22 protein-coding genes are annotated in these 20,462 nt (G+C 65.6%); 12 read left to right on the forward strand and 10 right to left on the reverse strand.

Going from position 1 to position 20,462, the window contains the following annotated elements; all coding sequences use genetic code 11:
- Window positions 1-87 precede the first annotated feature (87 nt).
- The 3 genes from pxpB to AC6H0W_RS01190 are packed head-to-tail and all read left to right on the forward strand — an operon-like array spanning window position 88 to window position 2,600.
- Complete coding sequence (gene pxpB / locus AC6H0W_RS01180) at window positions 88-816, forward strand: 5-oxoprolinase subunit PxpB (RefSeq protein ID WP_497575277.1); 729 nt, start codon at window positions 88-90, stop codon at window positions 814-816.
- Window positions 813-1,802: a 5-oxoprolinase subunit C family protein gene (locus tag AC6H0W_RS01185; protein ID WP_497575278.1), complete on the forward strand. Its 990-nt coding sequence runs from the start codon at window positions 813-815 to the stop codon at window positions 1,800-1,802. The genes pxpB and AC6H0W_RS01185 overlap by 4 nt, the downstream gene beginning before the upstream one ends.
- A 24-nt stretch (window positions 1,803-1,826) precedes the next feature.
- Entirely contained in the window at window positions 1,827-2,600 is a 774-nt protein-coding gene (locus AC6H0W_RS01190) for a LamB/YcsF family protein (RefSeq protein WP_497575279.1), read from the forward strand.
- 104 nt (window positions 2,601-2,704) lie between these two features.
- Here the strand turns inward: AC6H0W_RS01190 and AC6H0W_RS01195 are convergent, their stop codons facing one another.
- On the reverse strand, window positions 2,705-2,923 hold the full coding sequence (locus AC6H0W_RS01195) for a YMGG-like glycine zipper-containing protein (RefSeq protein ID WP_497575280.1): 219 nt from the start codon (window positions 2,921-2,923) through the stop codon (window positions 2,705-2,707).
- A 176-nt stretch (window positions 2,924-3,099) separates the two neighbouring features.
- On the opposite strand from AC6H0W_RS01195, the gene AC6H0W_RS01200 reads away from it, so the two are divergent.
- Complete coding sequence (locus AC6H0W_RS01200) at window positions 3,100-4,314, forward strand: exo-beta-N-acetylmuramidase NamZ family protein (protein WP_497575281.1); 1,215 nt, start codon at window positions 3,100-3,102, stop codon at window positions 4,312-4,314.
- Window positions 4,315-5,228: 914 nt separating this feature from the next.
- On the opposite strand, the gene AC6H0W_RS01205 is transcribed toward AC6H0W_RS01200, so the two are convergent.
- The 4 genes from AC6H0W_RS01205 to AC6H0W_RS01220 all read right to left on the reverse strand — a co-directional run bounded on the left by AC6H0W_RS01205 (window position 5,229) and on the right by AC6H0W_RS01220 (window position 7,851).
- On the reverse strand, window positions 5,229-5,669 hold the full coding sequence (locus AC6H0W_RS01205) for a PaaI family thioesterase (RefSeq protein ID WP_497575282.1): 441 nt from the start codon (window positions 5,667-5,669) through the stop codon (window positions 5,229-5,231).
- Between the two features lie 40 nt (window positions 5,670-5,709).
- Window positions 5,710-6,672, reverse strand: coding sequence for a nucleoside recognition domain-containing protein (locus AC6H0W_RS01210; RefSeq protein ID WP_497575283.1), 963 nt, complete (start codon window positions 6,670-6,672; stop codon window positions 5,710-5,712).
- Between the two features lie 86 nt (window positions 6,673-6,758).
- On the reverse strand, window positions 6,759-7,238 hold the full coding sequence (gene eco / locus AC6H0W_RS01215) for a serine protease inhibitor ecotin (protein ID WP_497575284.1): 480 nt from the start codon (window positions 7,236-7,238) through the stop codon (window positions 6,759-6,761).
- Between the two features lie 31 nt (window positions 7,239-7,269).
- The gene (locus tag AC6H0W_RS01220; RefSeq protein WP_497575285.1) at window positions 7,270-7,851 is read right to left on the reverse strand and encodes an LOG family protein; all 582 of its coding nucleotides are present in this window, start codon (window positions 7,849-7,851) and stop codon (window positions 7,270-7,272) included.
- A gap of 170 nt (window positions 7,852-8,021) precedes the next feature.
- Here AC6H0W_RS01220 and selD point away from each other — a divergent pair, with 170 nt between their 5' ends.
- Window positions 8,022-9,062 (forward strand): selenide, water dikinase SelD, encoded by a 1,041-nt coding sequence (gene selD, locus AC6H0W_RS01225; protein WP_497575286.1) that lies wholly within the window; start codon window positions 8,022-8,024, stop codon window positions 9,060-9,062.
- Window positions 9,063-9,187: 125 nt separating this feature from the next.
- A complete protein-coding gene (locus tag AC6H0W_RS01230) occupies window positions 9,188-10,405 on the forward strand; it encodes an MFS transporter (protein ID WP_497575287.1) in 1,218 nt (405 codons plus the stop codon).
- A 16-nt stretch (window positions 10,406-10,421) separates the two neighbouring features.
- Here the strand turns inward: AC6H0W_RS01230 and AC6H0W_RS01235 are convergent, their stop codons facing one another.
- From AC6H0W_RS01235 to trxA, 3 genes are all read right to left on the reverse strand, one after another.
- Window positions 10,422-11,009, reverse strand: coding sequence for a putative pterin-binding protein (locus tag AC6H0W_RS01235; protein ID WP_497575288.1), 588 nt, complete (start codon window positions 11,007-11,009; stop codon window positions 10,422-10,424).
- Window positions 11,010-11,075: 66 nt separating this feature from the next.
- Window positions 11,076-11,513, reverse strand: coding sequence for a cupin domain-containing protein (locus tag AC6H0W_RS01240; protein WP_497575289.1), 438 nt, complete (start codon window positions 11,511-11,513; stop codon window positions 11,076-11,078).
- A 295-nt stretch (window positions 11,514-11,808) separates the two neighbouring features.
- Entirely contained in the window at window positions 11,809-12,174 is a 366-nt protein-coding gene (gene trxA, locus AC6H0W_RS01245) for a thioredoxin (RefSeq protein ID WP_497575290.1), read from the reverse strand.
- An 80-nt stretch (window positions 12,175-12,254) separates the two neighbouring features.
- Between trxA and AC6H0W_RS01250 the strand changes: the two genes are divergently transcribed.
- Window positions 12,255-12,797: a DUF924 family protein gene (locus tag AC6H0W_RS01250; protein WP_497575291.1), complete on the forward strand. Its 543-nt coding sequence runs from the start codon at window positions 12,255-12,257 to the stop codon at window positions 12,795-12,797.
- Complete coding sequence (locus AC6H0W_RS01255) at window positions 12,797-13,174, forward strand: cupin domain-containing protein (protein ID WP_497575292.1); 378 nt, start codon at window positions 12,797-12,799, stop codon at window positions 13,172-13,174. Before AC6H0W_RS01250 ends, AC6H0W_RS01255 begins: the two co-directional genes overlap by 1 nt.
- Window positions 13,175-13,273: 99 nt before the next feature.
- Here the strand turns inward: AC6H0W_RS01255 and AC6H0W_RS01260 are convergent, their stop codons facing one another.
- Window positions 13,274-14,476, reverse strand: a complete 1,203-nt coding sequence (locus AC6H0W_RS01260) for an ammonium transporter (RefSeq protein ID WP_497575293.1) — start codon at window positions 14,474-14,476, stop codon at window positions 13,274-13,276.
- Between the two features lie 482 nt (window positions 14,477-14,958).
- On the opposite strand from AC6H0W_RS01260, the gene AC6H0W_RS01265 reads away from it, so the two are divergent.
- From AC6H0W_RS01265 to AC6H0W_RS01280, 4 genes are read left to right on the forward strand one after another with little or no spacing between them, the layout of a single operon-like run.
- Window positions 14,959-17,040, forward strand: coding sequence for a DUF1631 family protein (locus AC6H0W_RS01265; protein WP_497575294.1), 2,082 nt, complete (start codon window positions 14,959-14,961; stop codon window positions 17,038-17,040).
- A complete protein-coding gene (locus tag AC6H0W_RS01270) occupies window positions 17,037-17,972 on the forward strand; it encodes an HDOD domain-containing protein (protein WP_497575295.1) in 936 nt (311 codons plus the stop codon). The genes AC6H0W_RS01265 and AC6H0W_RS01270 overlap by 4 nt, the downstream gene beginning before the upstream one ends.
- Window positions 17,973-18,029: 57 nt before the next feature.
- Window positions 18,030-19,451 (forward strand): alanine/glycine:cation symporter family protein, encoded by a 1,422-nt coding sequence (locus AC6H0W_RS01275; RefSeq protein WP_497575296.1) that lies wholly within the window; start codon window positions 18,030-18,032, stop codon window positions 19,449-19,451.
- Between the two features lie 19 nt (window positions 19,452-19,470).
- A complete protein-coding gene (locus tag AC6H0W_RS01280; RefSeq protein WP_497575297.1) occupies window positions 19,471-20,220 on the forward strand; it encodes a DUF4197 domain-containing protein in 750 nt (249 codons plus the stop codon).
- Here AC6H0W_RS01280 and AC6H0W_RS01285 read toward each other — a convergent pair.
- Window positions 20,217-20,447, reverse strand: a complete 231-nt coding sequence (locus AC6H0W_RS01285) for a hypothetical protein (protein WP_497575298.1) — start codon at window positions 20,445-20,447, stop codon at window positions 20,217-20,219. The genes AC6H0W_RS01280 and AC6H0W_RS01285 overlap by 4 nt on opposite strands.
- Window positions 20,448-20,462: the final 15 nt, after the last annotated feature.

Below are 20,462 nucleotides of genomic sequence, written 5' to 3' on the forward strand. Positions count from 1 at the left end.
CGAAGCGAATTGCGACGCCCGCACCAACTGCGGCCACCGTAACTTGCGATTCGGCGCACTAAACCGCATTCCGGTAGATTCGCCAACATGACTCCCCGCTTCCTCGATCTCGGCGACCGCGCCATCACCATCGAATTCGGCGACGCCATCGACCCGGCCTTGCTGGCGCGCGTGGCCGCACTCGACCACGCCTGCATGCAGGCTGCGTTTGCAGGCGTCGTCGAGACAGTGCCGACCTTTCGCTCGCTGACCGTGATCTTCGACCCACTCGTGACGTCACGCAGCAGGCTGATCCCCGCGCTGCAAGGCTTGCTCGCGGACAGCGGCGCAAGCACCACCGCGCGATCGCGCCGCTGGCGACTGCCGGCGTGCTACGAAGGGACTTTCGGCCCCGATCTGCTCGAAGTGGCGCAGCGCTGCAGCATGAGCACACAGGCCTTGGTGGAGGCGCACACCCGCAGCGAATACGTGGTCTACATGCTCGGCTTCCTGCCGGGCTTCCCCTTCATGGGCGATGTCGCTGCCTCCCTGCAACTGCCGCGCCGGCCCGAGCCGCGCGTGAAGGTGCCGGCCGGCAGTGTCGCCATCGCCAATGGCCTCACCGCCATCTACCCGTGGGAGAGCCCCGGCGGCTGGCATCTTCTGGCGAACTGCCCGGTGCCCTTGTTCAACGCGCAAAGCCGCTCGCCGTCGCTGCTCGCAGCGGGCGACCGCGTGTGCTTCGAGGCCGTCGATGCTGCCGAGCATGCACGCATCGCACGCGCCCTCGCCGAGGGCGAGCTGAGCCCGCAGGCCTTCATGGTGCAACAGGCATGAGCGCCGCGCTGGTCATCACCTCGCCCGGCACGGCCGCGTCGATTCAGGACGCGGGCCGCTTCGGCCATCGCCGTATCGGCGTGCCGTGGTCAGGCACGCTGGCGCCGGACCTGCTGGCCATCGCCAACCGGCTGGTGGGCAACCCCGACGGCACGCCCGGCATCGAATGTTTTTCCGGTGGGCAACTGTTTTCGGCGGCCCACGGCGCCGTGCGCATTGCGGTGGCCGGTGATGTGGAACTGGAAATCGAATCCGCCCACACCCTGCGCCATGTTGCCGCCTGGCAGAGCCACCGCCTGCTGCCCGGCGAAGCCTTGCGTCTGCGTGCGGTGCGGGGTGGCCGGGTAGCCGCGGTCGGCTTGGCAGGCATCGACGTGCCGCAGGTGCTCGGCAGTGCCTCGGCGCACGCGCGCTCGGGCTTGGGCGGCGGCTGGCTCAAGGCGGGTGATCGCATTGCCTGCGACCTCGCCGAGCCCGCCCCCGAGATGCGGCTGGCGGCTCCGCCGCGCCGCTCAACGGCGCCCATCCGCGTCATGGCGGGGCCGCAGCTCGACCACTTCGACGCGGCCGCGTGGGCGCTGTTTCTGGATTCCGAATACCGCATCGGCGCAGCGGCCGACCGCATGGGCATGCGGCTCGAAGGGCCGACGCTGCGGCATCGCGACGCACGCAGCACGGACATCGTGTCCGACGCCATCGTGCCCGGCGCCATTCAGGTGCCCGGCCACGGCCAGCCCATCGTTCTGCTGGCCGACGCGCAAACCGCCGGCGGCTACCCGAAGATCGCCACCGTCATCTCGGCCGACCTGCCGCGACTGGCCACCCGCGAACCGGGCGAAACCGTGCGCTTTACGTGTATCGACTCCGGCACTGGCGAGGCGGCTGCACGGGCGGCACACGCGGCTCTGCAGACTCGGTTGGCAGGCCTGCGTCGGCTCACCGCCGAGGGGATCGACCTCGCCGCGCTATATCCGGAAAATGACTGAAATCACCACGCAGCAGGACATCCGATGCAACTCAACCTGAACGCTGACCTCGGTGAATCCTTCGGCGCCTGGAAGATGGGCGACGACCCGACGATGCTGACCATCGTGAACAGCGCCAGCATCGCCTGCGGCTTTCACGCCGGTGATCCGCAAGTCATGCGGCGCACGCTGCACGCCGCCAGGCGCAACAAGGTGAGCGTTGGCGCGCACCCGGCCTTCCCCGATCTGCAGGGCTTCGGGCGCCGGGCCATGCACATCGCGCCCGACGAGTTGCAAGCCATCGTGCTGTACCAGCTGGGCGCCCTGGCCGGCATGGCACGCGTCGAGGGCTTGCCGATGACACACGTCAAACCGCACGGCGCACTCAGCAACATGGCCAGCGAAGACGCCGGCATGGCGCTCAATGTGGTCAAGGCGGTGAAGGCATTTGACCCGGAACTGATCCTGCTTGCCCCGGCCGGCTCGCAACTCGACACGGCCGGGCGCAGCCTTGGCCTGCGTGTGGCGGGCGAAGTGTTTGCCGACCGCAGTTACACCGATGACGGCCACCTCATACCGCGCAGCCAGCCCGGTGCGGTGCTGGCGAACCCGGCCGAATGTGTGGCGCATGTGCTGCGCATGCTCGACGCCGGCGCCATCGTCTCGCGCAGCGGCAAGAAGCTGGACGTGGCTTTTCACAGCGTGTGTGTGCACGGCGACAGCGCACATGGCGTGGAGACCGCACACGCCGTGCGCGACGCACTCGAAAAGGCCGGCTGTCAGTTGGTGCCTCTGCCCGAGCTGCAAACCCTGCGCTGACCGGGGCACACAAAAAAACAACGCGGCACATGTGCCGCGTTGTCGGGGGCGCGCCATCAAGGCGCGAGAGGAGGGAGTTCAGAAGTCAGATGGCGAGGCGTCGCTTACTTGCCGACCTGGTCACCGATCACGCCGCCGATTGCAGCGCCACCCACGGTACCCAGCACACCGCCACCGGTTACGACCGCGCCGGCCACGCCGCCAACGCCGGCACCTACAGCGGCGCTACGTTCGCGCTTGGACAGACCGTCCCACGTGGAACAACCCGTTGCGAAGAAAACCAGCGCAACCATCGGAATCAGGGATTTCATTTTCTTATGCATGACGTTCTCCTCGTCGGAATACGCCCTAATCGTAGGCCAAGGGCTCGCGGAATTTGCAACCCGCAGCGCATGAACTGTTTCAAGGCGTAGCAAGACGCGCGGCAACGCCTTGTGGCTGCAGCTCGCGCTAAGATGCGCCCTTCACCCTTGCCTTTGCTGCAGGCGCCGATCACACCATGAAACATTTCCTAAAAACCGGCCTCGACCGCCTGCTCACCGACGCCGCGCTGCGCGCACCGCTGGCCGGCCGTCGCGTCGCGCTGCTGGCGCACCCTGCTTCCGTCACCCCCGACCTGACCCACGCCCTGGATGCCCTCGCCGCCCTGCCCGACATCCATCTGACCGCCGCCTTCGGCCCGCAACACGGCCTGCGCGGCGACAAGCAGGACAACATGGTCGAATCCGACGATTTCATCGACCCGCGCCTGGGCATCCCGGTATTCAGCCTGTACGGCGAAGTACGCCGCCCCACGGCGCACATGATGGACAGCTTCGATGTCGTGCTGATCGATCTGCAGGATCTGGGCTGCCGCATCTACACCTTCATCACCACGCTGCGTTACATGCTCGAAGAGGCTGCAAGACTCGGCAAGAGCGTGTGGGTGCTCGACCGCCCCAATCCCGCCGGCCGGCCCACCGAAGGCCTGACCCTGCGCGAAGGCTGGGAGAGTTTCGTCGGCGCCGGCCCGATGCCGATGCGCCACGGCCTGACCATGGCCGAACTGGCGCGCTGGTTTGTCGCCCACCTGCAACTCGACGTCGAGCTGCAGGTGATCGAGATGCACGGCTGGCAGCCCGACAACGCACCCGGTTACGGCTGGCCGCTCGACGAACGCAGCTGGATCAACCCAAGCCCCAACGCGCCAAACCTGTCGATGGCGCGCTGCTACGCCGGCACCGTGATGCTTGAGGGTGCAACGCTGTCCGAAGGCCGCGGCACCACGCGGCCGCTGGAGTTGTTCGGCGCACCCGACATCGACGCCGAGGCCGTCATCGCCCGCATGCACGCGCTCGCCCCCGAGTGGCTCACAGGCTGCACGCTGCGCCCGTGCTGGTTCGAACCCACCTTCCACAAGCACGCCGGTACGCTGTGCAGCGGCGTGCAGATCCATGTCGACCTGCCGGGCTACGATCACGCCACCTTCCGCCCATGGCGCATCCAGGCACTGGCCTTCAAGGCCATCCGCCAGCTCATGCCGGATTACCCGCTGTGGCGCGACTTTCCGTACGAGTATGAACACGACCGCCTGGCCATCGACCTCATCAACGGCAGTCCGCTGCTGCGTGAGTGGGTCGACGACCCGAATTCCTCACCCGCCGATCTTGACCGACTGGCAAGCGCCGACGAGCGCGCTTGGGCGGAGGCGCGGGAGCCGTTCCTGCTGTATTGAGGGCTCGGGTGCTGAATGGGAGGCCTTGGTCCAAGGGCGCTCGCATGAACTGCTCGCTGCCTGACGGCTTTCGTGCTCACGCAGTTGGGGTTGGCTCGTTGTTTTGCTGAGAGTTCGTTTTATTGGCCTTGACCGGCCGGGATTTCGCCCCGGCGGGCGACCTTCTTTCTTGCTGCGCGGCAAGAAAGTAGGCAAAGAAACGCGCCCTCCTCACCGCCCCTACGGGGTCCCTTCGCTTCGAGCACTCACGACGGCCGGCCTTGCGAACTCGCGTTCCGCTCAAACAGCAAGGCCGGAAAGCCCCGCCGTGAGCGCTCTACGCTCAGCGGTTCAGAAGGGATGGGTAATCACGACGTGCGTTGGGGCAGAAGCCTTTTCTGTTGGCGCTGCGCCTCTACCCGTCATTGCGAGCGCAGCGCGGCAATCTGGTGACTGTGCAATATGTAAAGGCGGCGAGATTGCCGCGTCGCTGCGCTCCTCGCAATGACGGTAGAACGGTTGGGCCCCCGTCACCTCTGCGCTTCGGAAGGGGACTGCGAACGACCCCAGAGCCCAACCCGCCCACTCAAAAAAACGTGCCGCACCGCGCGCACCCATCCTCCCCTCAGAAGCGCCGAGCGCAGGGGGATTTCGACGGGGTAGTCCGGTCCTGCTGTCCGAGCGACAGCGAGTTCAGGACCGGCCGGCGAAATCCCACGGAGCGAGGGAACCCCGAAGGGGCGCGGATGCGGGGCACGTTTCTTTGCCTTCTTTCTTGTCGTGAAACAAGAAAGAAGGTCGCCCGCCGGGGCGAGTCCCGGCCGGTCGAGGCCACCCTACGAACTCACCCCAAAACAACGCATAGCGATACCACCAAAGAAACCGAGCGCTGGAGCCTGCACCAAAGTGCCGGATGCCGGATGCCGCCACCAGAATCACCCCTTCGGCCAAAGAATCATCTCGGTACACCGAAACAAGGCAATCCGACGCCCTGTGGCCTCGTCGAACACCTCGGCATCCCATACCTGCGTGGTACGCCCGGCATGCACCGGCCGTGCTTCGCTGCGGATGGCGCCCTCGCGGACGGTGCCGAGGAAATTGCTCTTGAGTTCGATGGTGGTGAAACCCGAGGCGCCCTCAGGCAAATGCGCGATGGTGCCGAAACCGCAGCTGGTGTCGGCCAGCGCGATCACCGTCGCCGCATGCAGATAGCCATTGCTGGCCATCAGCTCTGGACGCACCGCCAGCCGCGCCTTCACCAGACCGGCTTCGAGGTGCGTGAATTCGATGGCGAAGTGACCCGGCAGGTGAGTGCCCTGCGCACGCTGCTGCAGGGTTTCGAGGCTCATACCGGGGGCGAGTTGAGGGGTGCTCATGCGTCGTGACTCCGAAGTGAGAACACCCCAGAGTCTACCGTCAGCCCTGCGTCGGGGCCTCACGCAATCGGCGATCGATGATCGGCAGGCGCGCCAGCACCGCGATGACCAGCAATGCAAACGCTACGCGCGCCCACAAGATGCCGGACAAATCCGCGCCGAGCAGCACGATCAGCAGTGTGTCTTCGATGACGCTGTGGCACAGGCCGAGAAAGCCCATGGTGAGGAACATGTCGCGGCGGCTGAGGATGCCGCTCTTGGCTTCGCGGATGAGCAGACCGGCGCCGAAGCTCAGACCCAGCGTGAAGCCGATCACCGTGATGTGGCCGGCCTCGCGGCTGATGCCGATCAAGCGCAGCACCGGCGCCAGCAGCGCGTGAATCCAGCGCTCGACGCCGATAGCGCGCAGCAGCTTGAGCGACAGCATCAGCGCGGCAATCACCACGAAGATCAGCGCCAGCATCTGCAACTGAGCCAGCCCCCACGCCAGCAGACTGTCGTCCATCGGGCCGGCCGGCTGCCACAGCAAGCGTGCGGGTTCCTGCAAGGTGGCGGTGCTGCTGTACATCAGGTTGAGCAATGCGCCGAGCACCAGCGCGCCGCCCAGGCGAATGGCCAGCGTCGAGCGCCACGACACGCCGGCCGCCTTGGCCACGGCCCCTTCGACCGGCAACGAGTGCGCAATCAGGATCATGGTGCCGAGCACCGTGACCTGCGCCACGCTGAGCCCGAGTTGCGGCGCAACGTCGAAGAACACCACCATGCCGGTGTAGATGTTCACCAGCATGGCCGCGGCCCACACGATGGCGATCTCGTCGGGCAGGCCGACCAGACTCATCACGGGTGAAAGCGCGGCCGCCACCCAGGAGGTGGCGCCGAACAGATCGAGCGCCTTGACCACGACGAGCGCCGGCACCATGACCTTGAGCAACGTGTAATACACGCTGAAAAGATCGGCGCAAAAGCCTTTCACGCCCGCCCCGTTGTGACTGCCGCCTGCCATTGCCGCCTCGAATGCAAAGGGCGCAATTGTACGCGCGCCAAGCGGCCCCACCATACGGGTCAGCCGCAGCGCGCGTCACCACCACCTCAACGGCGCGGTGCGGGCACGCTTTCGGGCGTGGCGGACCACAGCCGATAACGCACTTCGATGTCCTTGGGGGCGTACACCACCACCGGCAGCTTGCTGTTGTAGCGCACCAGCAGCGGCTCGCCGCCGGCCGGAACAAAGGCCTGCCGATTGCTGCCCGGCGGGCAAGCCATCATGGTGCTGATGCCGGGACCGACCTGCTCGAGCCGGTAATAGCTGTAGCCCCAGCCCTGCACGGTCTTCTCTTGCCACACGCCGCCCAGGCTGTGGTGATTGCAGTCGATCTCCATGGTCTTGCCGGCGATCAGCTCGACCTTGAATGCAGCCTCATCGGAGCGCTCGGGCAATTCGATCACATGACGACTGTAGCCTTCGGTGGCCGGCGGAAAAGGCTCGAAGGCCGAGCCGGGAGTTGCGCAGGCGTTGAGCCCGAGACTCAAGGCCGCCACCGCCAGAGCGGTTTGCACGGGGATGTTCATGAGGGTTCTCCTGCGTGACTGAATCACTACTTCAGACTTCGCCGCGCCCCAGCCAGCGATTGACGTTGGGTGGCTGCCAGGTGGCAAAGCGATCGAGCAGCGCGCCGGCATCGTCCGCCACCTGCAGCACGTCACGCACGCTGGGCGCCAGCAGGGCTTCGTCACGCGCGTGGTCGAGGAAGGCCAGCAGCTTGTCGTAATAGCCATCGACGTTGAGGATGCCGCACGGTTTGCGGTGCATGCCGAGCTGCGCCCAGGTCCAGATCTCGAACAGCTCTTCGAAGGTGCCGATGCCGCCGGGCAGTGCCACGAAACCGTCGGAGCGATCGGCCATGGTCATCTTGCGCTGGTGCATCGACTGGGTGACCACCAGTTCGGTCAAACCGGGGTGGGCCAGTTCTTTCTTCATGAGCGTTTCGGGGATCACGCCGGTGACCTCGCCACCGGCTTCCAGCACGGCGTCGGCCACCGCGCCCATCAGACCCACCGAGGCGCCGCCATACACTAGGCGCAGCCCGCGCTCCGCCAGCGCATGGCCCAGCGCACGCGCACCGGCCACATATACGTCGCGGCGGCCCGGGGCCGACCCGCAATACACACAAATGCTCTGCATCCTTCCTCCTCATTGACGCGCCGTGCGGCGGGCATCGCGCCACACGGCAGCTTGATCTTGCCTCACATCGGCAGCCGGGCGAAGTCGTAATCACATGCAGCGGTTTGCGGCGCGGGAATGCGCGCGCTAGCATCGCCGCTTCGCCTCAGGCCCCTGCGAGCAATACGCCCATGACCGACATTCGATTGACCCAGTTTTCTCACGGCGGTGGCTGCGGCTGCAAGATCGCGCCGGCCGTCCTGTCGCGCATGCTCGCAGCGATGCCGCCGGGGCTGGTGCCGCCCGACTTGCTGGTGGGCACCGAACACTCGGACGACGCAGCGGTGTACCGCCTGAACGACCAGCAGGCAATCGTCGCCACCACCGACTTCTTCACGCCGATCGTCGACGACCCTTTCGACTTCGGCCGCATCGCCGCCACCAACGCGCTGTCTGACGTATACGCCATGGGCGCGCAGCCGATCATGGCGCTGGCAATCGTCGGCATGCCGATCGACAAGCTGCCGCCTGAGGTCATCGGCCGCATCCTCGAGGGCGGCGCCAGCGTGTGCCGCGAAGCCGGCATTCCGGTGGCCGGCGGGCATTCCATCGACGTGCTTGAGCCCATTTACGGGCTGGTCGGGCTCGGCGTGGTCGCGCCGGCCGAGCTCAAGCGCAACTCGGATGCACAGGCCGGTGACGTGTTGATTCTGACCAAACCCCTGGGCATCGGCGTGCTGTCGGCTGGCGTCAAGAAAGCCGTACTGAGCGACGACGACTACGCCGAAATGGTGCGCTGGACCACCACGCTTAACCGCGTCGGCGCCGCGCTGGCCAAGCTGCCCGGCGTGCATGCGATGACCGATGTCACCGGCTTCGGGCTGGCCGGCCACCTGCTGGAAATCTGCCGCGGCTCGAAACTGACCGCGCACCTTCAGGCCGAGCGCCTGCCCTTCATCGACGCCGCGTTGGCGCTGGCGAAAACGGGCGTTGCCACCGGCGCCTCCGGCCGCAATCTGGCGAGTTATGGCGAAGCGCTGGAATTGCCGGGCGACGCGCCGGCATGGCTGAGTACCCTGCTGAGCGACCCGCAGACCAGCGGCGGGCTGTTGATCGCCTGCGCGCCCTCGGCGGCCGACGAAGTGTGCGCACTGATACGCGAAACCCAGGGCAACGAAGGCTGGGTGATCGGCGAACTGAGCACCGGTGAAGCCGGCATCACGCTGGCGTGATCCGAGCCGATTGAAACGCGGCTGAGGCGCGGCTGACGCGCGCTTGCACGAAGCGCACCAGATTTCAGTTATCGCATGGCCGAATGCGGGAACACTGGCGCATCCCGCATTCACCGGCGCCCATCATGTTCCGCTCCATTGCCCGCCCCGACCTGCTCGTCATCACGCTGGCCGCAGCCGGCATCCTGATGGTGACGATGGGCACGCGTCAGTCGCTCGGCCTGTACGTCAGCCCGCTCAACACCAGCACGGGGCTGGGCATCGCCAGCATCAGCCTGGCGCTCGCGGTGGGGCAGTTTGCCTGGGGCGCCATCCAGCCACTCGCCGGCGCGGCGGCCGACCGCTGGGGGCCAGGGCCGGTGCTGGTGGCTTCACTGCTGCTGTTGGCGCTGGGCGCGGCGATCACGCCCTTCATGGATTCCACCCTCGGGCTGATTTTCTCGCTCGGGCTGGTGCTGGCCATCGGTTCAGGCACCGGAAGCTTTTCGGTGCTGATCGGCGCGGCGGCGCAACGCCTGCCGGCCGAAGCACGCGGCACGGCCTCGGGCGTGATCAACGCCGGCGGCTCGTTCGGCCAGTTCGTGTTCGCACCGCTGCTGCAAAAACTCATTCAGTTGATGGGGTGGATGGGCTCACTGTGGGCGATGGCGCTGATGACGCTGGCGGCGCTGCCACTGGTGCGCAAGCTCACACGAGCCCCGAAGCTGCCCGCCGGCACTGGCGACAAGGGGGCCGATCTGGGCGTGATGGCGGCCGTCGGCCAGGCAGTGCGCGACCGCAGTTACGCCTTGCTGAACCTGGGGTTTTTCACCTGCGGCTTCCACATTGCCTTTCTGGTCACGCACCTGCCCACCGAGGTGGACCTGTGCGGTCTGCCGCCGACGGTGGCGAGTTGGTCACTGGCCATCATCGGCCTCGCCAACATCTTCGGCAGCCTGTATGCCGGCAGCTGCGTGTCGCGTTATCGCAGCAAGTACGTGCTGAGCTGGATGTACGCCTCGCGCGCGCTGCTGATCGCGCTGTACCTGATGGCGCCGCAGACGCCGCTGACCTTCTATCTCTTCGCCGCCGGGCTGGGCTTCACCTGGTTGGCGACCGTACCGCCCACGGCCGCCATCGTCGGCAAGCTGTTCGGCGTGCGGCACATGGGCACGCTGTTCGGGCTGACGCTGCTGTCACACCAGTTGGGAGGCTTTCTCGGTGCATGGCTGGGCGGGCTGGCGGTGGTGGCCAAAGGCGACTTCAGCTGGATGTGGTACGCCGACATGGCGCTGGCGGCGTTCGCGGCGCTTGTGAACCTGCCGATCCGCGAAGCGCCAATGGCGCGTACGGCGGGCGCCTGAGCACCCGCCCCAGGGCTCACACCTTGGCCAGCGCCACGTCGATGTGATACAGCCCCCAAGGGCATTGGGCAAAGCGTTCGGCGAGCGACTTATCCATCATGCCCGGCACGCCGGCGGGGTCGTACACCGCCCACAACGGCCCCACTCCGCCCATCGCCAGCGGCACACCATCAAGGTGTGTAGCGATGATGAAACGCTGCTGGCGCGCCTCTTCCAGCGTGATCTGGGCGCCATAGCCATCGATGGCACGCAACACCAGCTCGGCGTCGTGCACACCCACGCCGGCCGCCTTGAGCACGGTGGTCAGCAGGGGGCCGGTGACGCGGTGCGGCTTGCCGTCGTACTCGACAATGGGCTCGATGGTCACCGCCGGCAACACCGCCAGCGACGCAAAGTCGAAGCTGTGGGCCTGGCTGAACTCGATGCCGTGTTTGACCATGAGTTGATCCAGCTCCGTGCGCGGGCCACGGTTGCCGCCGGAGAATGCCCCGCTGACCGTCAGCAGCACCTGACCGGAGCGCGTCGAAGCCGTTGCCGCGGGCGTGACAAATGGCGCCACGACAAGGCCTGCAGCCGCCGTGGCGATGAAGGTACGTCTTTGCATGTTTCCACTTCCAGATCTTTGGTTTTTGTCGCGGCCACGCCAGGGGCGCGGCCGGCCTGCTGCGTTCTACTTTCGCTCGGCGAGGGGTAGCCCGCCGATGCCGGCATAGAAGACGACGATTTCGGCGGTCGTGTCGCCGTCGTTGCGCCCGTAATGCCATTTATCCACGAGTTCGATGATGGTATCGCCCTCCTTCATTTCCAGTACTGCCCCCGCTTCGGAGATCACGGTGAGCTGGCCTTGCAGCAACACGCCGGCGTTGATCACGGGATGTTTGTGCAGCGGCAGGGCCGCCCCCGGCGGAATACGGATGCGCAGGATGCTGATCTCCGGCCGGGCGCGCGGGTAGTTCGGCAGATCGCTGCCATCCCAGCTTTGCGTGCTGCGGGCAAGCACCGTGGCTTCGATCTGCGGCGCGCCGTAACCTTCGCCTTGCGCGCAAGCCGCACCCGCCACCAGCAACGCTGACGCCCACAGGCTGCGCAGGCTCGCTGCAGTCTTCATCCACGGTCTCCGATGTGCTTTTGTGGCCCGGCCGAGGCAGCGCTTTCACGCGGCAGACAGCGGCCTGAAACACGCTCTTCCACTCGCGAAAAAGGGATCGAAAAGCGTTGGCGAAGCATACGACAAGCGCGACCCGGAGTTGGTAGTTCTACGTACGAAAGCGGCACTTTTCGACAAACCGAAAGGGGTCGGCCATGCACGAACCCGACCGGCAAAAGCAAACCGCCCGTCGCAAGCGAACGGGCGGTCAGAGGATTTGGGTGGAGCGGCGTTCAGGGCGCGGCCCCGGTGGGGATCAGCCTTGCTTCTCGGCTTCCACTTCAGCGCGCACCTTGTCCATGTCGAGTTCGCGCACGCCGGCGATGACACGGTCGAGCGCGCTGGCCGGCAGCGCCCCCGATTGACGGAATACCATGACGCCATCGCGAATGGCCGCAATGGTGGGAATCGAGCGCACCTGGAAGGCCGCCGCAAGCTCACGCTGGGCTTCGGTATCGATCTTGCCGAATACTACGTCGGGGTGTTGCTCCGAGCTGGCTTCGAAGGTCGGCGCGAAGCTGCGGCAAGGGCCACACCACTCGGCCCAGAAGTCGAGCAGCACGATGCCACCGGCCCCAACGATGTCGTTGAAATTCTCGGCAGTGATTTCGCGAGTCGCCATGTGGGTCTCCTTGTGCATGTGCGGAACCAAAAAATACGCGTTCACAGTCAGACTGTCACCCCACAAGGATGTATCCGACCATGACTTCTTCAGACGATATTCTCGATTACTGGTTTCAACAACTCGAACCACGCGATTGGTGGCGCAAGAGCGAGCATCTGGACCGGCAGCTCGAACAACGCTTCGGCGCCACACTGGAGGCTGCCCGACGAGGTGAGCTGTTCGCGTGGCGCGACACCCCGCGAGGACGACTTGCCGAAATCATCGTGCTCGACCAATTCTCGCGGCAGATCCACCGCGACACGCCGGAAGCCTTTGCCGCCGATGCCATGGCACTGGTGCTGGCTCAAGAGGCCGTGCGCTGCGGCGCTGACCGTGACCTGCACGGCCCCGAAAAGGCCTTCCTGTACATGCCCTACATGCACAGCGAATCGGCCGAGATGCAAGCCATCGCAGTGCAACTCTTCGACCAGCCGGGCTTGGAAGACAACCTCAAGTTCGCGCACGCCCACAAGGACATCATCGACCGCTTCGGGCGTTACCCGCATCGCAACCGCATTCTCGGCCGCAGCAGCTCAGCGGAGGAAGAAGCCTTCTTGCTGCAACCGGGCTCGAGCTTCTGATGACCGCGCGCATCCGGCACGACGACGGCAGCGAATACTTCTTTCGCGAGGGCTGCCACATCGCCGAATGGTGGAACGTGCCCGACGACCCCGCCACATCGGTGGCGCGAGCGCGTGTGGCACCGGGCGTGAGCACGCGCTGGCACCGCTTGCACGAAGTGACCGAGCGCTACGTCATCCTGTCCGGTAGCGGCCGCGTCGAACTGGGCACGGGGGACGCGCGCCTGAGCGAAATCGTGACCGCCGGCAGCGTTGTCTTCATACCGCCTGGCGTACCGCAACGCATCACCAACCTCGCCGGCGAAGATCTGGTGCTGCTGGCGATATGCACGCCGCGCTTCACGCCCGAGTGCTACGAGGATGTCGAAGACAGGTAGTCCGCCTGACCTGCGCACGGTGCAACGCTCGCCCGGGTAAAAAAGGAAAACGGCCGCAGAGCAAGCTCCACGGCCGTTGCAAGCATTCAAGCGGATGCCTCAGAAACTGGTTTCGCGCTCCGGCGTGGCCGACACCTTGTGGATCGACAGATCCGCGCCGTGGAATTCCTCTTCCTGACTCAAGCGCAACCCCACCACGGCCTTGATCATGCCGTACACCAGCAGACCGCCACCGAACGCGAACGCGATACCGGCCAGCGAGCCGATGAGTTGTGACATGAAGCTTACGCCTCCAAGACCACCCAGCGCCTGACTGCCGAAGATGCCGGCAGCGATGCCGCCCCAGGCACCACACAGGCCGTGCAGCGGCCACACACCGAGTACGTCGTCGATCTTCCAGCGGTTCTGCGTCAGTGTAAAAAGCTTCACGAAAAGGAAGCCGGCGACCAGACCGATGACCAATGCACCAATCGGGTGCACGATGTCCGAACCCGCGCAAATCGCCACCAGACCGGCCAGCGGGCCGTTGTGTACGAAGCCCGGGTCGTTGCGGCCCGCCAGCAATGCCGCCAGCGTGCCGCCTACCATGGCCATCACCGAGTTCACCGCCACCAGACCGCTGATGCCTTCGACCGTCTGCGCGCTCATGACGTTGAAGCCGAACCAACCCACCGTGAGGATCCACGCGCCCAGCGCCAGAAACGGAATGCTGGAAGGCGGATGCGCCGCGATGCCGCCGGTCTTGTTGTAGCGGCCATGACGCGCGCCCAGCAACAGCACCGCCGCCAGCGCGATCCAGCCACCCACGGCGTGCACCACGACACTGCCGGCAAAGTCATGGAAACTCGCGCCGAATGTCGCTTCGAGCCACGCCTGGAAGCCGAAATTGCCGTTCCAGACGGTGCCTTCGAACAACGGATAGACCAGCCCCACCAGCAGCGCAGTAGCGGCCAACTGAGGATAAAAACGCGCGCGTTCGGCAATACCGCCGGACACGATGGCGGGAATCGCCGCCGCGAAGGTCAGCAGAAAGAAGAACTTCACGAGGTCGTAACCGCTCTTGTCGGTCAACGCCTCGGCACTGGCAAAGAAGTCGATGCCGTACGACACGGCATAACCGACGAAGAAGTACGCAATGGCCGATACGCAGAAGTCGACGAGGATCTTCACCAGCGCATTCACTTGATTCTTCTTGCGCACGGTGCCGACTTCGAGGAAGGCGAAGCCTGCGTGCATGGCAAGCACCATGATGGCGCCCAGCAGCACAAACAGTACGTCGGCCGATGTCTGGAACTGTTCCATGAGGAAACTCCAATGAGTTCAGTGGGGTGGCGAGCAATTAGCACTTCGCGTGCCAGCGATTCGCCCCCATATGGATCAATCACTTGCGCGCGATGACGGTGCATTTGACACAAAACGCGCATCAAAGAAGTGCAAAAGGAATACAGAGCGCCTCACATCGGTGCATAGCGCACAGCCATAGGGCGTAATCGCCTCATCGCGGTGCGCACGCTCTTGCCGTGCTGCTGGCAGCACTCGCCGCGGCCACGTCACGCGACGGCGCAACGGCCCTGCACGAGCCACCGACACATCCGGAAACTCTTGATTAAAAAGCCGTATTACGAAATGCGGGATGATCAGCGCCTAGACTCAAGCCGCCCCTCGCGCTTGCTCCTCATCCGCCCGTCGGGCCGACCGGAGGCGTGCATCAGCGGGCCTTTCGGCTTGTACCATTTCCACACGGGCGCTCACTGCAACCGTGAATCAGATTTGTGGAGCCCATCGTGAGCATCGCCTCGAATGTGACGACACCTCCGCCGCACGCCCCCCGCAACACGCCACATGCCGGCGCGCTGGCCGAGTGCAGCCGGCTTCTGCGTCAGCATTGCGCGCGCGCCATGCACGCTGCGCATGCCACGCTGGTAGTCGAGATCGATTCACGCTGGCGCACGACCTACGACGCCTCGGAATCCGAAACCCTGCGTGAAGTGCTGCGTGCCCTGGTCCATTCCAGTGACACGCTGCCGCACGAATTCACGCGCGCGCTCGACCGTTTGACCAGCCACACGGCGCTGCCCCCGGAAGTCAGCCGCACGCACCGCGCGCAGCATTTTGCGGATGTGGTGCTCTCGCTGGTCGACGACGTGGTGTTCTCGGAATCGCTGCTGATCGACAACCTTGCTCGCCAATTGCACAACGCCTGCGAAACCGAGTTGCGAGAGCTGATGCCGCGCATCGACGCCCTGCTCGGCTCCGAGGGCGAGCCCACGCCGGCATTCAACCCGATCGCCCCCGAACGGGTGGCCGAGGCGCTCAAGGAGGCCTGCTGGTCCATCGACTGCGGGCTGGCCGCGCGGCAGGCACTGCTGGGCATCGTGGCCGAGCGCATCGCCACGGCCCTGCCCGCAGCCTACCGCGCCATCAACACTTATCTGATCGAGCGCAAGGTGCTGCCTCGCGCGCGCCAGAGCCCGCGCCACCCCGACTCCGGCAAGCACGCGCTGGCGCGCCCGACCTCCGAGGCCGCCTCGCTGTTGCGCCGCCTGGTGAGCGACGAAATCGCGCCGGCCGTCGCCGCGCCGCGCGCGCATGCCGCCAACGACGAAGTCATCGACGCGCTGACGCGCCTGCAACACGGGCAGCGCGATTTCAATCTGCGCGGGCAGTCCTTCAACATCGAAGCGCACACCGACGAGACGATGAACATCATCCGGGCACTGCTCGATGCCGGTGTGAATCGACAGGTGGCCAAGCTGGACGGCGCGATAATCGACATCGTGGCAACCCTGTTCGATTTCATCTTTGACGACGATCGCGTGCCGCCGCTCATGAAAGGCTTGATCGGGCGCTTGCAACTGCCCGTGCTCAAGCTGGCGCTGGCCGATCACGCCTTCTTTTCCGAACGCAAGCACCCGGCACGGCGCCTCATCAACACCCTGGCGCAGGCCTCATCGACCTGGGACGGGGCATTCGACACCGAATCAAGCCTGTATCTGCTTGCTGAACCGCTGGTGGAGCATATCCAGGACTCCGGCGTCACCGACAGCCAGGCCTTCGAGACCAGCCTCGCCGCACTCGACGCATTCCTGAACGAGCAGGAGCGCCTGGCCGACGAGCGCGCCAGGGCACTCACCGATCAGCTCACCGAACGCGAGATCAGCGAAATCGCGCGCAGCGTGGGTGCTGGCGCGGTCGCACCGCATCTGGCCGATGAATCGCTGCCCGCAGTCATCCGCAGCCTGCTCGGCACGCACTGGGCAAGCGTGCTGGCCAATGCCGCACGCGATGGCGGGGAAAACGGCGACGCCTGGATTCGGGCACATGCCGCCATGGAAGAGCTGGTCTGGAGCATCCAGCCCAAGACCACGGCCAAGGAACGTCAGCGGCTGGTGCGTTTGCTGCCCAGCCTCATCGAGCACCTCAAGCGCGGCCTGGAATCCGTCGGCATGCGCGACGCCGAGCGTCATCGATTCTTCTCCGAGCTGGTCAAACTGCATGCACAGGCGGTCAAGAGCGGCATGCAGCACGCATCCGACCCGGCTGCCCCCGCAGGCGCAGCCGCGCCTTCGGCGCCCGAGCTCCTGCCCGATGACGGGCTGGACCAGCTCAAACGCGGCGATTGGATCGAAATGCAGTTGGAAGCGGGGCCCCCGCACGTCGTGCGCCTGACCTGGATCAGCCCGGCCGGCACGATGTTCCTGTTTGCCAATCGGCAGGGCGTTCGTGGGCTGGCGCTGACGCGTGGCGAACTGGCGCGCAAGTTCGAATCCGGCGAGGCCCTGTTGATCGACGACGAGCCGCTGATGGACCGCCTGGTCGCCGACGTACTTGACCACTACCAACCCGCTGAAGGCAACGCACCATGACCCCCGTTGCACACACCCGCCCGCAGCACGAAGTCGTTCGCGACATCCGCAGCTTTCTGGTAGCGGCCGATGCGCTGCCGAGCCCGCAAGGCACGGCCCTGCAAATCGTGGAACTGGCGCGCAGGCCGGAATCGTCTCTCGAAGACATCGTGAACATTGTCAAGACCGATCCCGCCCTGGCGGGCTTCGTGTTACGCGCCGCCTCGTCGGCGCGCTTTCACGCCATGCGCGGCACCGCCAACGTGCAGACCGCCGTGCAGCGGCTGGGGCTCAATGCCGTGCGCAGTCATGCGCTGGTGCTGTCACTACTCTCGCAATCGGCGCGGCTGCGCTGCGAGGGCTTCAACTATCACCACTTCTGGGTCAGCTCGCTGCACACCGGCATCCTCACCGAAGCCTTTGCGCTGGCGGCCCACAACCAGTCCGCGGACGACACCTTCTCGCTCGGGCTGCTCTCCAACATCGGCATGCTGGCTTTCGCCACCGCCGAGCCCGACGAGTACGCGCGACTGCTTGCCTTCGCACGAGCCGCTCGCTCCGACATCGAGGCGCTCGAACGCGAAGTCTTTGGCTTCGATCATCACGAACTCACTGCCGTGCTACTGGTGGACTGGCAGTTGCCAACCTCCACCGCCGACATCGTTTACTGGCAACACGACCCGGAGGGCGGTGGCTTCGCTCCAGGCTCCACGCCGTATGTGCTCACCTGCGCCCTGCGTCTGGCGCGCAGTCTGAGCAGCCACGTGCTCGACCCGGCCAGCGTGGCCGACCACGTCGCGATGGCGCATCTGCGTGCCGCGATTCTCGGGTTGAACGCCAGCGACACGCAGGAGGTGCTGTCAGAATCGATGGTCGCGCTGAGCGAATGGACCCACCTCGTAGGCCTGCCCATGCCGCCCATCGACGCCAGTCGCCTCAACGTGCTGGACTGAGCCGGAGCGCAATGGCGTTATGCTTGCGCAATGAAGACCGTATAACGGAGCGCCGGCATGACCGCCATCATCGACTTCCTCAACGATATCTTCTGGGGCTACGTGCTCATCTACGGCCTGCTCGCCGTGGGTGTGTTCTTCACGTTTCGCCTGGGTTTTCTGCAGATCCGGCATTTCTCGGAAATCCTGCGATCCATCACCCATTCACGTGAGCACGATGCTGGCGGCATCACCCCGTTTCAGGCGCTGTGCACCAGCCTGGCCTCTCGCGTGGGCACCGGCAACCTCGCCGGCGTGGCTGTGGCGATCGCTCTCGGCGGGCCCGGCGCAATCTTCTGGATGTGGGTGGTGGCGGTGCTCGGCATGGCTACCGCCTACGCCGAAAGCACGCTGGCGCAGCTCTACAAGGTGCGCGGTCACAGTGCCGACGGCCTGTATCGCGGCGGCCCGGCGTTCTACATTTCGAAGGGGCTGAAGGCGCCATGGCTGGCGGCACTGTTTTCGCTGTGCCTGATTCTGGCGTTCGGCCTGGTGTTCAACGCCGTTCAGGCCAACTCCATCGCAGATGCCATGGAGGGCGCCTTCGGCGTGCCCAAGCTCGGGGTCGGCGTCGTCGTGGCCGTGCTCGCCGGCATCGTGATTTTCGGCGGCATCCGCAAGATCGCCCGCGTGGCACAGGTGGTCGTGCCGATCATGGCGGCGCTGTATCTGCTGATGGCGCTGGTCATTCTCGTCATGCACATTTCCGAGGTGCCGGCTGCATTGGCACTGATCATAAAAAGCGCCTTCGGCTTCGAACAGGCTTTCGGCGGGGTGGCCGGCGCCATGCTCAACGGCATCAAGCGCGGGCTCTTCTCCAACGAGGCCGGCATGGGCTCGGCGCCCAACATCGCCGCGGTCGCCACGCCTCAACCGCACCACCCGTCATCACAAGGTTTCGTGCAGGCCCTGGGCGTGTTCATCGATACGCTGCTGATCTGCACCGCCACGGCGGTGGTAATCCTGCTGTCGGGGGTATTCACTCCGGGCAGCGAACTCACCGGCATCGCGTTGACGCAGGCCGCCGTGGAATCGCAAATCGGCGTCTTCGGGCGCTACTTCATCGCCATCGCCATCTTCTTCTTTGCCTTTACGTCGATCATCGGCAACTACTCCTACGCAGAAAACGCCCTCGCCTACCTGAAGCTCGACAACCTGGCGGGCATCACCGCGCTGCGCTGCGGGGTGCTGGCCATGGTGCTGTGGGGCGCCTGGGAGGCCGTCACCACGGTGTTCAACGCCGCCGACGCGGCGATGGGGCTGATGGCCACCATCAACCTCATCGCCATCGTGCTGCTGTCCAAGCTGGTGGCCAAGCTCACACGCGATTACTTTGCCCAGAAGGCCGCGGGACGCCGTCCGGAGTTCAATGCCGACGACTACCCCGAACTGGCCGACCAGATCGATGCTTCGATCTGGCGTGCGCGCAAATCCCAATGACCCCGCTGCGGAGAAAGCCTTGAACACCCGAAACCTGTTTTGTCTGGCAGCCGCGCTGAGCCTCCTGGCGGGCAGTGCACATGCCACCGACTGGGGCGGCAAGCTGAAGAGCATCATCCAGTCGCCCGCGGGTGCGCAAAGCGCGAGGACGGCTGGCCTGAGCGAAGCAGAAATGACCAGCGGCCTGAAGGAGGCGCTGGCGGTGGGCACGGAGCGCGCCATCAAGGGCCTGGCACGCCCGGGCGGCTATCTGAACGACCCGGCCGTGCGCATCCCCTTGCCTCCGACCTTGCAACACGCCGAGAAGACGCTGCGCATGCTCGGCCAAGGCAAATCCGTGGATGAATTCATCACCACGGTAAATGGCGCAGCCGAAGCGGCCGTGCCGCAGGGCGCGGCCATCGTTGGCGACGCCATTCGCGCCATGAGCATCGCCGACGCGCAAAAGCTGCTCAGCGGCCCGGACGACGCCGCCACCCAATACTTTCGTGAGAAGACCTGGAGCAAACTCTCCGCCGCCCTGCAACCCATCGTGCAAAACGCCACGGCACGCGCCGGTGTGACCAATGCCTACAAGAGCATGGTGAGCCGCGCCGGGCCGGCCGCCGGGCTGCTCGGCAGTTCGGCCGACCTGGACAGCTACGTCACCAGCAAGACGCTGGAAGGCTTGTTCGTGAAGCTCGCAGATGAAGAGCGCGCCATCCGCCAAAACCCCGTGGCACGTAGCACCGACCTGCTGAAAAAGGTGTTCGGCGCCGCAGCGCGTTAATTCGCCGGGCGCGGTTCGGGGCGGCTGACCGGGTCGCCGGGCCTGCCCGGCTGAGTGCAGTTGAGGTCGCGGTACGGCCCTCGGGCATGCACCCAGCCCGGCCCGGGGCGCGTCTGGGCACACACTTCAACACCGTTGTTCTTGCTGCGCCACTTGTGCCACGGCGCAGGTTGGGCGAGCGCAGGCAGCGCAAGAAGCAGCAGGCCGCCCACCAGCAGCGTTGCCATGACCTTTTTTCGCGC

Source organism: Pseudazoarcus sp. NS20 (assembly GCF_059703745.1).

Excerpts from the sequence above, each read along its gene's own strand:
- pxpB (WP_497575277.1), top strand. The coding sequence starts at position 88 with ATGACTCCCCGCTTCCTCGATCTCGGCGACCGCGCCATCACCATCGAA.
- AC6H0W_RS01185 (WP_497575278.1), top strand. The coding sequence starts at position 813 with ATGAGCGCCGCGCTGGTCATCACCTCGCCCGGCACGGCCGCGTCGATT.
- AC6H0W_RS01190 (WP_497575279.1), top strand. The coding sequence starts at position 1,827 with ATGCAACTCAACCTGAACGCTGACCTCGGTGAATCCTTCGGCGCCTGG.
- AC6H0W_RS01195 (WP_497575280.1), bottom strand. The coding sequence starts at position 2,923 with ATGCATAAGAAAATGAAATCCCTGATTCCGATGGTTGCGCTGGTTTTC.
- AC6H0W_RS01200 (WP_497575281.1), top strand. The coding sequence starts at position 3,100 with ATGAAACATTTCCTAAAAACCGGCCTCGACCGCCTGCTCACCGACGCC.
- AC6H0W_RS01205 (WP_497575282.1), bottom strand. The coding sequence starts at position 5,669 with ATGAGCACCCCTCAACTCGCCCCCGGTATGAGCCTCGAAACCCTGCAG.
- AC6H0W_RS01210 (WP_497575283.1), bottom strand. The coding sequence starts at position 6,672 with ATGGCAGGCGGCAGTCACAACGGGGCGGGCGTGAAAGGCTTTTGCGCC.
- eco (WP_497575284.1), bottom strand. The coding sequence starts at position 7,238 with ATGAACATCCCCGTGCAAACCGCTCTGGCGGTGGCGGCCTTGAGTCTC.
- AC6H0W_RS01220 (WP_497575285.1), bottom strand. The coding sequence starts at position 7,851 with ATGCAGAGCATTTGTGTGTATTGCGGGTCGGCCCCGGGCCGCCGCGAC.
- selD (WP_497575286.1), top strand. The coding sequence starts at position 8,022 with ATGACCGACATTCGATTGACCCAGTTTTCTCACGGCGGTGGCTGCGGC.
- AC6H0W_RS01230 (WP_497575287.1), top strand. The coding sequence starts at position 9,188 with ATGTTCCGCTCCATTGCCCGCCCCGACCTGCTCGTCATCACGCTGGCC.
- AC6H0W_RS01235 (WP_497575288.1), bottom strand. The coding sequence starts at position 11,009 with ATGCAAAGACGTACCTTCATCGCCACGGCGGCTGCAGGCCTTGTCGTG.
- AC6H0W_RS01240 (WP_497575289.1), bottom strand. The coding sequence starts at position 11,513 with ATGAAGACTGCAGCGAGCCTGCGCAGCCTGTGGGCGTCAGCGTTGCTG.
- trxA (WP_497575290.1), bottom strand. The coding sequence starts at position 12,174 with ATGGCGACTCGCGAAATCACTGCCGAGAATTTCAACGACATCGTTGGG.
- AC6H0W_RS01250 (WP_497575291.1), top strand. The coding sequence starts at position 12,255 with ATGACTTCTTCAGACGATATTCTCGATTACTGGTTTCAACAACTCGAA.
- AC6H0W_RS01255 (WP_497575292.1), top strand. The coding sequence starts at position 12,797 with ATGACCGCGCGCATCCGGCACGACGACGGCAGCGAATACTTCTTTCGC.
- AC6H0W_RS01260 (WP_497575293.1), bottom strand. The coding sequence starts at position 14,476 with ATGGAACAGTTCCAGACATCGGCCGACGTACTGTTTGTGCTGCTGGGC.
- AC6H0W_RS01270 (WP_497575295.1), top strand. The coding sequence starts at position 17,037 with ATGACCCCCGTTGCACACACCCGCCCGCAGCACGAAGTCGTTCGCGAC.
- AC6H0W_RS01275 (WP_497575296.1), top strand. The coding sequence starts at position 18,030 with ATGACCGCCATCATCGACTTCCTCAACGATATCTTCTGGGGCTACGTG.
- AC6H0W_RS01285 (WP_497575298.1), bottom strand. The coding sequence starts at position 20,447 with ATGGCAACGCTGCTGGTGGGCGGCCTGCTGCTTCTTGCGCTGCCTGCG.